Here is a 13,565-nt window from a genome sequence, read left to right as displayed (position 1 = left end):
TTGGTACAGTTCTGGGGCGTCGATGCCGATCCGACCGCACAGGGGCGCATCAAGGGCGCCAGACCGGTCGCTGTTCTGGACATCGGCTCCAACTCGGTGCGCCTGGTGGTCTATGAGCGCCATGCCCGCGCGCTGACGCCTCTCTACAATGAAAAATCGGCCTGCGCCCTCGGGCGCGGGATTGCCCAGAGCGGGCGGCTGGCCGACGCCAATATGGACAAGGCCATCGAAGCGATGAAGCGCTTTGCGCTGGTGGCGCGGATGATGCGCGTGGGCAAGACCTATATCCTGGCCACCTCAGCGGTCCGGGACGCGGTCAACCGCGCCGAGTTCGTCTCGGCTGTCGAAGCGGTGATGGAGGCGCCTGTCCGGGTGCTGAGCGGCGAAGAGGAAGCCCATTACGCCGCGCTTGGCGTGGTCGCGGGCATTCCCGGCTTCTGCGGTGTCGTGGGCGATCTCGGCGGCGGCAGCCTCGAATTTTCGGACATCGCCAATGGCCTCGACACCAATGGCCAGAGTTTCGAGCTTGGCGTAATCCGCCTGCAGGACGATTCCGACGGTTCGCCAGCAAAGGCCGCCGACCTGGTGCGAGCACGTCTGAAAGAGTCAATTCTCAAGTCGGCGGGAGAGAATGCGCAATTTGCTGCCATTGGCGGTACGTGGCGTTCGCTGGCAAAACTGCATCAGTCCCAAACGGATTATCCGCTGCACATGGTGCAGGACTACGTCGTGCCAGCCGAGGACATGATCACCTTTTGCGAGGAAATCGTTAGCGCTGACTCCCTCAAGTCCTATCGGGGCTCGGGTAGCGTCAGCAGTTCCCGCCGGGAACTGGTGCCGTTCGGGGCTGCGGTCCTGGCCGAGATTCTCAAGGCAGGGGGATTTGGCAGCGTGGTCTTTTCGGCGTTAGGTGTGCGCGAAGGCTATCTCCACGGCATGCTGGACGAGCGCGAACGCGGCATCGATCCGCTGATCCAGGGCGCAGAGGAACTCTCGGTGCTGCGCTCACGGTCGCCGGCCCATGGCAATGACCTGATCGAGTTTACCAGCCAATATATCCACTGCGCCGGGCTGGTCGAAACAGAGGGGGAGACGCGCTTACGGACCGTCGCCTGCCTGCTGGCGGATATCGGGTGGCGGTCGCACCCGGACTATCGCGGGCCGCAAAGCGTCGATGCGGTCGCCTATGGTTCGCTGACGGGGGTGGACCATGCCGGCCGGTCCTTCCTCGCCCAGACCCTGGCGGTCCGCTATGACGGGCTCAAAAGCAAGTCAGCACAGGTGCTGGCCCCGCTCGGGTCGCCAGAGCTCACGGCACGAGCCAGGCTCGTCGGGTCGCTCATGCGCGTGGCCTATCCGATGACAGCCGCCATGCCCGGCATTCTGCCGCGCACACATTTCAGCATGGATGGCGACGTACTGGTCCTGAACCTGCCGGCAGACTTTGCCTTCCTCAATGGCGACCACCTGCGCAATCGTCTCCGGCAGTTTGCCGAGGGCGCCGGGCATGTGGAATCACGGGTCGAGGTTGGCTAGGGCTACTCGGCCGCCTCGGTCTGGCTGACCGCGAATTCGACAATGCCCTTGCGGGTGGCAAAGAGGCCAATGCGGCCGTGCTTGATCGCCAGGGCCTTTTCGCCGAACAGCTTGCGCCGCCAGCCCTTGAGGGCCGGCACGTCCGCATCGTCATCAAGCACCAGGGCATCGATTTCGTCAGACGTGGCGATGATGCGCGCTGCGACGCCGTGTTCCTCGGCGACGGCCTTGAGCAGAACGCGGACGAGATCGCCCACCGCCCCCTTGGGCGAAGGGCCGCGATAGCGTTCGGGCATGGCTGGGAGGGCCGATTTGGGCAGGGCCTCGACGTCCTTGAGCAGGGCTATGATTTCGCCTGCGGCGCTGCTGCGGCCAAAGCCGCGCGGCACGGCGCGGAGCTTTTCGAAGGCATCGGGGGTCAGGGGGCGTTGGGTGGCCAGTTCGCCCAGCACATCATCCTTGAGAATCCGGCTGCGCGGCTGGTCTGTGTCCTGTGCTTTTTGCTCCCGCCACTTTGCCAGCACCTTGAGGGCCGCCAGATCGCGTGGACGGTTGAACTTCATCTTGAGCCGTTCCCAGGCCTGCTCGGGCTGAACGACATAGGTGTCGATGCTGCGCAGGGTGGTCATCTCGTCTTCCACCCAGTCCCAGCGGCGGGTGGCTTCAACCTGCTGGCGAAGCTCGCGGTAGATGTCGCGCAGCCAGGTCACGTCGGCAAGGGCGTAGGTACGCTGCTTTTCGGACAGAGGGCGGGCCGACCAGTCGGTAAAGCGCGAGGACTTGTCCAGTTCCACCTTGCAGATGGAGCGCACGAGGCTGTCATAGGAGGCGCTGTCGCCAAAACCGCAGACGCTGGCGGCCACCTGGGTATCGAAGATATTGTGCGGCACCGCGCCCGTCAGCTTGACGAAGATTTCGACGTCCTGCCGGGCGGCATGGAACACCTTGGTGACATTGGGATTGGCCAGCAGCGCGAAAAAGGGCGCCAGCTTGATGTCGGGCGCGAGCGGATCAATCAGTACTGCTTCGTCGTCGGTTGCCACCTGGATCAGGCATAGGCGCGGCCAATAGGTCGTTTCACGGAGGAATTCGGTATCGACCGTCACAAATTCGAACTTGGCGGCGCGCTCGCAGAATTCCGCGAGCACGTCAGTGGAAATGATGAGGTCCATACTTAATACCGTCTCAATATCGTCAACATTCTTCCTAGCAGGTGCAGCCCGATTGCTCCACCGTCGATTTCCCTTGCGGTAAAGGCGCGAAAGCCGATATGCCCGCGCTGCTTGACAAGCGGGGGCTGCCATGCGCTTTTCCCGCGCGAGATTCCGGCCTTTTCCAGCATTTTCGAGACCTGACATGACCCTGCATCGCTATCGTTCCCACACCTGTGGCGCCCTGACGGCGGGCGATGCCGGCAATAATGTTCGCCTCTCTGGCTGGGTGCATCGCGTTCGCGACCATGGCGGATTGCTGTTCATCGACCTGCGCGATCACTATGGCATCACCCAATGCGTAATCGATCCCGACTCCGCCGCCTTTGCGAGCGCCGAAAAGGTGCGCTCGGAATGGGTGCTGCGCATCGATGGGGAAGTGAAACTGCGCGATGCTGCTGCCGTCAACCCGAACATTCCAACGGGCACGATCGAAATCTTCATTCGCGAGATCGAAGTGCTCTCGGCAGCCAAGGAATTGCCGCTACCGGTGTTCGGCGATGCCGAATATCCCGAGGACATCCGGCTGCGCTATCGCTTCCTCGATCTGCGCCGCGAGAAGCTGCACGCCAATATCGTCAAGCGCACCAGGATCATCTCGTCCATGCGGGCCGGCATGGGCGAGGCCGGGTTCACCGAGTTTTCGACTCCCATCCTGACGGCTTCGTCGCCGGAAGGGGCGCGCGACTTCCTGGTGCCCAGCCGCATTCATCCGGGCAAGTTCTTCGCGCTGCCCCAGGCACCGCAGCAGTACAAGCAATTGCTGATGGTGGCGGGCTTTGACCGCTACTTCCAGGTCGCGCCCTGTTTCCGCGACGAAGACCCGCGCGCCGACCGTCTGCCGGGCGAGTTCTATCAGCTCGACCTGGAGATGAGTTTCGTGACCCAGGAAGACGTGTGGAACACCGTCGAGCCGGTCATGACCGAGGTGTTCGAGAAATTTGCCGAGGGCAAGCGCGTCACCAGGGGCTGGCCGCGCATTCCCTATGACACGGCCATCCGCAACTATGGCTCGGACAAGCCGGACCTCAGAAACCCCATCGAAATCCAGGGCGTGACCGAGCATTTTGCCGGCTCCGGCTTCAAGGTCTTTGCCAACCAGATCGAGGCCGATCCGAAGGTGGAAGTCTGGGCGATCCCGGCCAAGAACAAGGCTGGGGCCGAACCGATTGGTCGTGCGTTCTGTGACCGCATGAATGCCTGGGCACAGGGCGAGGGCCAGCCGGGCCTGGGCTATATTTTCTTCAAGGACGGGCAGGGCTCCGGTCCCATCGCCAAGAACATTGGCGAAGAGCGGACGGCCGCCCTTAAAGCCCAGCTGGGGCTCGATGATGGTGACGCCGTGTTCTTCGTCGCTGGACGCCCTGACAAGTTCTACAAGTTCGCCGGCGAAGCGCGCACCAAGGTCGGCACCGATCTTGGCGTGATCGATACGGAGCAGTTTGCGCTGTGCTGGATCGTCGACTTCCCGTTCTATGAATGGAGCGAGGAAGAAAAGCGCGTGGACTTTGCGCATAATCCCTTCTCCATGCCGCAGGGCGGGATCGAGGCGCTGAACTCGGCCGATCCACTCTCGCTCAAGGCCTACCAGTACGATGCGGTCTGCAACGGTTTCGAGATCGCCTCCGGGTCGATCCGTAACCAGGAGCCGGAAACCATGGTCAAGGCCTTCGAGTTGACCGGCAAGTCGCGGGCGGAAGTCGAAGAGCAGTTCGGTGGCCTCTATCGCGCATTCCAGTATGGCGCGCCGCCGCATGGCGGGGCCGCGTTCGGCATCGATCGCATTGTCATGCTGCTGTGCGGCGTGCAGAACCTGCGCGAGATCACCGCCTTCCCGATGAACCAGCAGGCCGAAGACCTGCTGATGGGTGCACCAAGCCCGGCGGACAACAAGCAACTGCGCGAGCTCAGCATCCGCCTCAACGTGCAGAGCTGATTGTACAGCGCCATTTTCGCGCATCGCAAGACTTCAGAAGGGTGGCCCTCGGGCCGCCCTTTTTGCTGTCACATAGTTATCGGCCGTTAATCAGCATTAACGACCCGTTAAAACCTTGCTTGTTAGTCAGATAGGCAAGATTTTCCTGGTTGGATTCGCTGCGTGAAGTCCAAATTCTCTCATATCCTGATGCTGCTGGGCGCCGTTCTGGCGTTCGTGCCCATCATTGCGGTGGATTATCTGCTCGACGCTTATGTGCAGTATCGGGAAAAAGCCTATGCCAAATCTTATGTTGAGACGATCAGTTCGCATATAAATGCAAGTGCGATGGATGGCGTAGCCGCGCTGCGGCAGGTGATCGCGGCCAGCCCGTCCCTGTGTACGCCGACCTTTGTCACCAATGCCCAAACCGCTATCGAGGCGAGTCTCAATTTGAAGCAGTTCCTGGTCGAGAACCTGGATGGCGTTCAATATTGCGATGCCTATGGGCGCATTGTGACCCATTCGCCCCTGTCGCAGCCGCTGCCGGTGCCGGGCCTGACTGAGACCATGACGGCGGTGAAGCTGGGTGAAATGTCCATGCCAGCGCTCAAGGTCTCGCAGAGCTTTGGAGAGATGAGGCGCGTGTCGGCTTTCGTGCCGTTGCTCGGGCAGTCTGAAGAGGCTTTGTCCGAGACGCTGTCCGACGCGTCAATGATGCGGGTGACGCTGACCAACGGCCTTTCCATCGTCACCATAGGCGATCCATCCGGTTTTGACCGGCGGGCGTCGAGCGCGGATTATATCAGTGCACAGGGTTATGCCGGCCAGTTCCCGATCAAGGTGGAATACGCTGTGCCCTTTGCCATGGTGCGATCCGGCTACGCGGACCTCGATGTTGTTTTTACCGTCATCGCCTGCATTGCCAGCGCAGTCTTCTTGCTGCTCAACCTGAGCTATGTCCGGCGTTCGCGGGTCCCGGCCTTCGATCTGGAGCGGGCCATCGAGCGCAACGAGATCAAGCCGTATTACCAGCCGGTCATCAATCTGCGCACCGGCCACCTGGTGGGTTGCGAGGTGCTGTGCCGCTGGGAGAAGCGCAATGGGCAAGTCATTCCGCCGGGCGCCTTTATCGACTATGCCGAGGTCACGGGCCTGGCCATTCCCATGACCGTCTCGCTGATGCAGCAGGTGCGCAACGATCTGAGCGACCTCAGCAAGATCATGCCGGACATGAAGATTTCCATCAACTTGTTCGAAGGCCACTTCCGTGACGTGGGGATTGTGGAGGACGTGCAGGCGATCTTCGGGCAATCGCCGATCAATTACCGGCAATTGGTATTCGAAATCACTGAGCGCCGACCGCTCAATAATTCCATGACCACCACCAGCGTCATTTCGGGCCTGCATGCGCTTGGCGCACGCCTCGCCATGGACGACGCCGGCACCGGCCATTCAAACCTGGCCTATCTCGCCACGCTTGGCGTGGACGTCATCAAGATCGACCGGATCTTCGTCGACATGATCAAACCGGGCACTACACAGGTTCCGGTGCTGGACGGGCTGATTGCCATGGCCAAGGACCTCGATTGCGAGATCGTGGCCGAAGGCGTTGAGACCGAGGAGCAAGCGCTCTACCTGCGTTCGCGTGGTGTGCTGCATGCCCAGGGATATATCTTTGCACCGGCGCTCAAAGTCGGGGCCTACAAGGAACTGGCTATGGCGCTCTACACGGCCAGCAACCCGCAGCCCAAACTGGAAGTGGTCGCCTCGGCCGCCTGACGCCGCATTTTCGCCGCCGACTCGACGCCATGGGCATATCCGGCCTTTTCAATCCTTCTGATTGATGGCACCAACGCGGCCAATAAGTCGCCGGGGAGAGAGTTGCGTGTCGAACGAAATCAATGAACAGCGCAAGGCATTGCGGGATGCGGCGCTGCATTTCCATGAGTTTCCCAAGCCCGGCAAGCTGGAAATACAGGCGACCAAGCCGCTCGGTAACCAGCGCGACCTGGCGCTAGCCTATTCCCCCGGCGTCGCCGCCCCCTGCGAGGAAATCGCTGCCAATCCGGAATCGGTGGCGCGCTATACGTCGCGGCAAAACCTTGTCGCCGTCATTTCCAACGGCACGGCGGTGCTGGGGCTGGGCAATATCGGGGCGCTTGCGTCTAAGCCTGTAATGGAAGGCAAGGCCGTCCTCTTCAAGAAGTTTGCCGGCATCGATGTGTTCGATCTCGAGATCGACGAGATCAACCCACAGAAATTCATCGATGCGGTTGCGCCTCTGTGGCCGACCTTTGGCGGCATCAATCTTGAAGATATCCGTGCGCCGGACTGTTTCGAGATCGAGGAAGCGCTGCGCGAGCGCATGCCGATCCCGGTATTTCATGACGACCAGCACGGCACGGCGATCATCGTCGGCGCCGCCGTGCTCAACGGGCTGGAACTGGCCGGCAAGAAGATCGCGGATGTGAAAATCTGCACGTCGGGGGCAGGGGCTGCGGCCATTGCCTGCCTTAACGTGCTGGTGGCGCTTGGCGCCAGATATGAAAACATCTGGGTGGCCGACAAGGATGGCCTGGTTACCCACAAGCGCAATGACGTCAACGACAAGTGGCGCGGGCAATTCCGCCGCACCAGCGAGGCGACGAGCCTTGCCGAGGTGATCGAGGGTGCCGATGTATTCCTCGGGCTTTCAGCGGCTGGCGCGCTGAAACCGGAAATGCTGGCCCGAATGGCACCGAAGCCGTTGATCCTGGCGCTGGCCAATCCAAACCCGGAAATCATGCCGGAAGTCGCCAGGGAGACCCGGCCCGACGCCATGGTCTGCACGGGGCGTTCGGACTACCCGAACCAGGTCAACAATGTTCTCTGCTTCCCGTTCATCTTCCGTGGCGCGCTCGACGTGCATGCGACGACGATCAATGAGGAAATGAAGCTGGCGGCGGTGCGGGCCATCGCCAAGCTGGCGCATGAGCCGGGGCTGGAAGTGTCGCCCTCTGGTGCCCCGGCCGTCTATGGCCCCGAGCACATCATTCCCAATCCGTTCGACCAGCGGCTGATCCTCAGGATAGCGCCCGCCGTGGCGCGGGCGGCCATGGAGTCGGGTGTCGCCAAGAAGCCGATCGACGACTGGGACGCCTATCTCGACAGCCTCAATCGCTTCGTGTTCCGCTCCGGCCTCGTGATGAAGCCGATCTTTGACCGGGCGCAGGGGCAGGGCAAGCGCATTGCCTTTGCCGATGGCGAGGATGAACGCGTGCTGCGGGCAGCCCAGGTTCTGCTCGAAGAAGGCATTGCCCGCCCGATCCTGATCGGGCGGCCGGCCGTGCTCGAAGCGCGTATCGAGCGGTTCGGGCTTTCCATCCAGCCGGGACGCGATTTCGAGGTGATCAATCCCGAGGACGATCCGCGCTATCGCGATTATGTCAGCCTCTTTCACTCGCTGGTCGGCCGCAATGGCGTGACGCCGGACACGGCCCGGACCATCGTGCGCACCAATACCACGGTCATCGGCGCCCTGGCGGTTAAGCGGGGTGAGGCCGATGCGCTGCTTTGTGGCCTGCAAGGGCGGTTCATCAAGCATGTGCGGGACCTGGGGTCGATACTTGGCCTTCAACCCGGCGTGACCGAGGCTTCGGCCCTCTCCATGCTGATCATGCCGCGTGGCGCGTTCTTTCTCACCGACACCTATGTGAACCAGAACCCCAGCGCCGACGAGATCGTGTCCATCGCCTTGCAGGCGCGGGATCACCTCAGGCGCTTCAATATCGAGGCCAGGGCAGCGCTGCTGAGCTATTCCAATTTCGGCTCACGCGATGGCGACAGCGCCTACAAGATGCGCGAAGCTTATACCAAGCTGAAGTCCATCGCCCCGGACCTGATCGTTGAGGGGGAAATGCAGGGCGACCTCGCCCTCAACGGGGACCTGCGCGAGCGCTATATCCCCGACACAGTGCTCAAGGGCGAAGCCAATCTCCTGATCTTCCCCGATCTTGATGCGGCGAACCTGTCGATGACGCTGCTCAAGGAGATGAACAACGCTCTGGCAGTCGGCCCGATCCTGATGGGGATGCAGGCACCGGCCCATATCCTGGCGCCATCGGTGACCAGCCGCGGCATTGTCAACATGGCGGCCATCGCCGCCAACGAAGCCCTGGGAGCGGCCCAATGATCCGGCACACTGTTGTCTTTACCCTCAAGCATACAAAGGGTTCCGCTGAGGAGTGCGCCTTTCTCGACGCCGCCCTGGTGCTGGAGGCCATTCCCGGCGTCGAGAGGTTCGAGCGCTTGCGGCAGGTCAGCCCGAAGGCGGACTTCGCCTTCGGCTTTTCCATGGAGTTCGCAGACCAGGCGGCCTATGACGCCTACAATATCCATCCGGTCCATGTCGCCTTCGTGCGGGACCGCTGGGTGCCGGAAGTGGCGCGGTTCCAGGAAATCGACTATGTGGCACTTTAGGTCAGGGACTTGGGCTGTTGCCCCTGGTCTGGCGTTGCGGTAAGGACGTTCACCGCCGCCAAGCGCCGAGGGTGTTCCCATGAACCCGATTGCCGTGTTCGCTGGAAGCTCGCATCCGCAACTGGCGCTCGAGATTTGCGCGCAACTGGGCGTGCCCTTGCAGCCCACGTCCGTCAAACGCTTCTCCAATGACTGCCTCGAAGTGCAATTGCAGGCCAATTGCCGCGAGCAGGATGTGTTCCTGATCCAGACGCTGAGCGCCCCGGTGCAAGATCACCTGGTCGAGTTGCTGTTGATGCTGGACGCGGCGCGCGGAGCCTCTGCGGCGCGGATCACCGCGGTCATTCCCCACTATGCCTATGCACGATCCGACAAGAAGGATGCGCCGCGCATTTCCATTGGCGGGCGGATGGTGGCGGACCTGCTGATGACGGCAGGAGCCAGTCGCGTCGTGACCATGACGCTGCACTCGCCGCAGGTTCATGGCTTTTTCAGCGTGCCGGTGGACCACCTGCATGCGCTGGGTGAACTGGCGGCCTATTTCCAGCGCTATGACCTCACCAATGCCGTGGTGGTGTCGCCCGACCTGGGCAATGCGAAGACGGCGGCTGCCTTTGCCCGGCGCCTCGGGACGCCGGTTGCCGCCGGAGCCAAGGAGCGGATCAGCGACACCCAGGTGCACATCTCCGCAATCATCGGTGAGGTGCGCGACCGTGACGTGATCGTGCTCGACGACGAAATCGCCAGTGGCGGCTCCATGATCGAGCTCATGGCCCATCTTCGCGCCAATGGCGCCCGTTCCATTCGCATTGCTTGTACGCATGGAATCTTTGCCGGATCGGCGCTTGCCCGCCTGAGCGCCGAAGCCGGTCTCAGCGAAATTGTCTGCACCAACACCTTGCCTATCGAGGCGAGCGGGGTGACGGAAAAACTCACCGTGCTGTCGATCGCACCGGCGCTGGCTGAAGCCATGCGCCGGATCAACAATGGTGAATCGGTCAGCGCCTTGTTCCATGAGGCTCCGCGTCCAGACCGCGCGGCGGCTGAATAGGAAACCCCGTATTAATGCCTTATGGGGCATGGTCGGCCATCTCGAATTGGTCCGCCCATGCCCACCCGTCTCAAACGTCCTCCATTCTGGCGTCCATTGGCCCTAACGGTCACGCTGCTCGGGTTCCAGGCTTATCTGGGCTATTCGGCGCTATCGGGTCAGTTCGGCATTACCGGCCGCGAGGACATCCTGGCCGATATCGAGATATTGGAGGATCGCAGCGCGGCCTTGCAGGCTGAGATCGAGGCCTACCGGCACCGCGTGTCGCTGCTCAATCCGCGCCACCTTGACCCCGATATTGTTGTTGAGCGGGCTCGGGCACTGCTCAACATGGCCAATGCCGACGATGTGCTCGTCATGGTGAATCCCGACACAGGTAAACCGATTTCTGGTCAATATGTAGAATTAATCGATGATCAGTTAATCTCGATTATCGAAGCAGATTCAACGCTTTAATTCAGTTTTGCCGTCTCCGTCCGGGCAATGTTATTACCCTTGCGCTTGCAGTATCATGCGCGAAGTGGCCTGATTGGCCGAAGCGGCAAATTCCCCGACCCAAGCGGAGTGTAGAATGGCGCGCAAGGCGACGGCCACCAAGGCCAAGACGCAGCCCAATATCCCCCAGTTCACCCAGGACCAGGAGCTCGAAGCGTTCCGCGAGATGCTGCTGATCCGGCGGTTCGAGGAAAAGGCTGGCCAGATGTACGGCATGGGCCTGATCGGTGGCTTCTGCCATCTTTATATCGGCCAGGAAGCGGTCGTGACCGGAATCACCATGGCTTCGGAGAAGGGCAAGGATGCCCAGATCACCGGCTATCGCGACCACGGGCACATGCTGGTCATGGGCCTTGATCCCAAGGGTGTGATGGCTGAGCTGACCGGGCGCCAAGGCGGGTTGTCGAAAGGCAAGGGCGGCTCGATGCACATGTTCTCCAACGAGCACCGCTTCTATGGCGGCAACGGCATTGTGGGCGCGCAGGCCTCGCTGGGCACAGGTCTTGCCTTTGCCAGCAAATATAGCGGCGATGGGTCCGTCTCGATCACCTATTTTGGTGACGGGGCGGCCAATCAGGGCCAGGTCTATGAGAGCTTCAACATGGCCAAGCTCTGGAACCTGCCGGTCGTTTACGTGATCGAGAACAACAAATACGCCATGGGCACCTCGATCGAGCGCTCCTCGGCGACCACCGATTTCTCGCAGCGCGGTCTCTCTTTCAACATTCCCGGCGAGCAGGTCGACGGAATGGATGTGCGCATGGTCCATGATGCCGCCCAGCGCGCCATCGAGCACGCCCGTTCAGGCAAGGGGCCCTATATCCTCGAAATGCTGACCTATCGCTATCGGGGTCACTCCATGTCCGACCCGGCGAAGTATCGGACCAAGGATGAAGTGACCAAATATCGGCAGGAGCGCGACCCAATCGAGCAGGTGCGGGCACGGCTTATTGAAGGTGGCCAGATCACAGAGGAAGAGCTCAAGAAGATCGAGACCGAAATTCGCGCCATCGTCACGGAGGCGGCCGATTTTGCCACCAATGATCCCGAGCCGGCGGCGTCCGAGCTCTGGACTGACATAACCATCGAAGCCTAGGGCCAGCGATGAGCATCCTTCTCGGTGTCGTCCTGCTGTTTGCAGCCCTGTCGGTGGCCCTGGCTGCCGGCCAGGCCATGGCGATCAGCAAGAGGGCACCGGTGGAGCAGTGGCGCGGCTGGCTGTTCGGCTGGTGGCGCTTTGGCGAGATCAGCCAGCGCGCCGGCCTAGCCGGTGAAGTGCAGGCCGCGATCTACAAGCGTGCCGTCATTGCTGCGCTCGCCTTTGTCATCCTCGGCTTGGTGCTGAGCGGTTGGGTGGTCAACCAGCGTCCCGATGGCGCGGCCCAGATCACACCGAAGAAGATCAATGGCTGGCGGATCGATACGGCCAGCCTCAATCCCAATTCCATTCTCCGCCCTGTGGCCTCCATGCCCGGCGCGATCCTCGTGGAGAGCTGATATGCCTCAAATCCTCATGCCCGCCCTGTCGCCGACCATGGAAGAGGGCAAGCTTGCCAAATGGGTGGTCAAGGTTGGCGACGTTGTGAAGTCCGGCGATGTGCTGGCCGAAATCGAAACCGACAAGGCGACGATGGAAGTCGAGGCCGTGGATGAAGGCACCGTTACTGAAATTCTGGTGGAAGAAGGCACGGAAGGCGTGAAGGTCAATACGCCCATCGCCGTGGTGCTGGCCGAGGGCGAAAGCGCCGGCGAAGCGGCTGCGCCCGTCGCCGAGACGGCTCCCGAGCCGGCTGAGGCGCCAGTTGCCGCGGCGGAAAAGGCCGCTGACACGGCGCCCGCGGCTGCCGCTGTGCCGGCTGCGCCAAAATTCGAGCCGCAGGCCGATCCCGATCTGCCCGAGGGCGTGGAAATGGTCGAGATGACCGTGCGCCAGGCGCTGAACGAGGCCATGGCCGAGGAACTGCGTCGCGACAAGGATGTGTTCGTCATGGGCGAGGAGGTCGCCGAGTATCAGGGCGCCTACAAGATCACCCAGAACCTGCTGCAGGAATTCGGCAAGGACCGCATCATTGATACGCCGATCACCGAGCATGGCTTTGCCGGTCTCGCCGTCGGTGCCGCCTTTGCGGGGCTGAAGCCCATCGTCGAGTTCATGACCTGGAACTTTGCCATGCAGGCGATTGACCAGATCATCAACTCGGCCGCCAAGCAGCTCTATATGTCGGGTGGGCAGGTGACGGCGCCAATGGTGTTCCGTGGCCCCAATGGCGTGGCTTCGCGCGTCGGGGCGCAGCACAGCCAGGACTATTCGGCCTGGTACAGCCATGTGCCGGGCCTGACCGTCATCGCGCCCTATAGCGCGGCAGACGCCAAGGGCCTGCTCAAGGCGGCGATTCGCTCGCCCAATCCGGTGGTGTTCCTCGAAAACGAAATTCTCTACGGCTCAACGGGCCTGGTGCCCAAGGTCGATGATTTCGTGCTGCCCATCGGCAAGGCGCGCATCGCTCGCAAGGGCGCAGACGTAACAATCGTCTCGTTCTCCATGGGCATGCGCTACGCCACCCAAGCCACCGAGAAGCTGGTTGCCGCCGGGGTCGATGTCGAACTGATCGACTTGCGCACCCTGCGCCCACTCGACAGCGACACCGTCATCGAGTCGGTCAAGAAGACTGGTCGCATGGTGACCGTCGAGGAAGGCTGGCCGCAGGGCGGCATCGGCGCCGAACTATCGGCCCGAGTCATGGAAGCGGCGTTCGACTACCTCGATGCGCCGGTGATGCGCGTGACGGGGAAGGACGTGCCCATGCCCTATGCCGCCAACCTTGAAAAGCTGGCGCTGCCTAATGTTGATGAAGTGATTGCGGCTGTGAATGCCGTGACTTATCGCTCGTAAGGG

Annotated in this window: 11 protein-coding genes; 10 read left to right on the top strand and 1 reads right to left on the bottom strand. The window is 61.8% G+C overall.

What is annotated here, in order from left to right:
• Entirely contained in the window at positions 1 to 1,536 is a 1,536-nt protein-coding gene (locus ACXYMS_RS12200; RefSeq protein WP_458906634.1) for a Ppx/GppA phosphatase family protein, read from the top strand.
• A gap of 2 nt (positions 1,537 to 1,538) precedes the next feature.
• Here ACXYMS_RS12200 and rnd read toward each other — a convergent pair whose 3' ends face one another.
• Positions 1,539 to 2,708 carry a ribonuclease D gene (gene rnd / locus ACXYMS_RS12195; RefSeq protein ID WP_458906632.1) on the bottom strand — a complete coding sequence of 390 codons (1,170 nt, stop codon included), beginning with the start codon at positions 2,706 to 2,708 and terminating at the stop codon, positions 1,539 to 1,541.
• 190 nt (positions 2,709 to 2,898) lie between these two features.
• Between rnd and aspS the strand changes: the two genes are divergently transcribed.
• The 9 genes from aspS to ACXYMS_RS12150 all read left to right on the top strand — a co-directional run bounded on the left by aspS (position 2,899) and on the right by ACXYMS_RS12150 (position 13,562).
• The gene (gene aspS / locus ACXYMS_RS12190; protein WP_458907015.1) at positions 2,899 to 4,683 is read left to right on the top strand and encodes an aspartate--tRNA ligase; all 1,785 of its coding nucleotides are present in this window, start codon (positions 2,899 to 2,901) and stop codon (positions 4,681 to 4,683) included.
• Between the two features lie 162 nt (positions 4,684 to 4,845).
• Positions 4,846 to 6,444, top strand: a complete 1,599-nt coding sequence (locus ACXYMS_RS12185; RefSeq protein WP_458906630.1) for an EAL domain-containing protein — start codon at positions 4,846 to 4,848, stop codon at positions 6,442 to 6,444.
• 64 nt (positions 6,445 to 6,508) lie between these two features.
• Positions 6,509 to 8,836: an NADP-dependent malic enzyme gene (locus tag ACXYMS_RS12180; RefSeq protein ID WP_458906628.1), complete on the top strand. Its 2,328-nt coding sequence runs from the start codon at positions 6,509 to 6,511 to the stop codon at positions 8,834 to 8,836.
• A complete protein-coding gene (locus tag ACXYMS_RS12175) occupies positions 8,833 to 9,123 on the top strand; it encodes a Dabb family protein (protein ID WP_458906627.1) in 291 nt (96 codons plus the stop codon). The genes ACXYMS_RS12180 and ACXYMS_RS12175 overlap by 4 nt, the downstream gene beginning before the upstream one ends.
• Positions 9,124 to 9,202: 79 nt before the next feature.
• Positions 9,203 to 10,174 carry a ribose-phosphate diphosphokinase gene (locus ACXYMS_RS12170; RefSeq protein WP_458906625.1) on the top strand — a complete coding sequence of 324 codons (972 nt, stop codon included), beginning with the start codon at positions 9,203 to 9,205 and terminating at the stop codon, positions 10,172 to 10,174.
• A gap of 57 nt (positions 10,175 to 10,231) precedes the next feature.
• Positions 10,232 to 10,630: an FtsB family cell division protein gene (locus ACXYMS_RS12165; protein WP_458906623.1), complete on the top strand. Its 399-nt coding sequence runs from the start codon at positions 10,232 to 10,234 to the stop codon at positions 10,628 to 10,630.
• A gap of 115 nt (positions 10,631 to 10,745) precedes the next feature.
• Entirely contained in the window at positions 10,746 to 11,765 is a 1,020-nt protein-coding gene (pdhA, locus tag ACXYMS_RS12160; protein ID WP_458906621.1) for a pyruvate dehydrogenase (acetyl-transferring) E1 component subunit alpha, read from the top strand.
• Between the two features lie 8 nt (positions 11,766 to 11,773).
• On the top strand, positions 11,774 to 12,166 hold the full coding sequence (locus ACXYMS_RS12155; protein ID WP_458906620.1) for a hypothetical protein: 393 nt from the start codon (positions 11,774 to 11,776) through the stop codon (positions 12,164 to 12,166).
• A gap of 1 nt (position 12,167) precedes the next feature.
• Positions 12,168 to 13,562, top strand: a complete 1,395-nt coding sequence (locus ACXYMS_RS12150; RefSeq protein WP_458906618.1) for a pyruvate dehydrogenase complex E1 component subunit beta — start codon at positions 12,168 to 12,170, stop codon at positions 13,560 to 13,562.
• Positions 13,563 to 13,565 lie beyond the last annotated feature (3 nt).

This window comes from Devosia sp. CAU 1758 (genome assembly GCF_054482695.1).
This window is presented reverse-complemented; position numbering and strand designations above follow the sequence as displayed.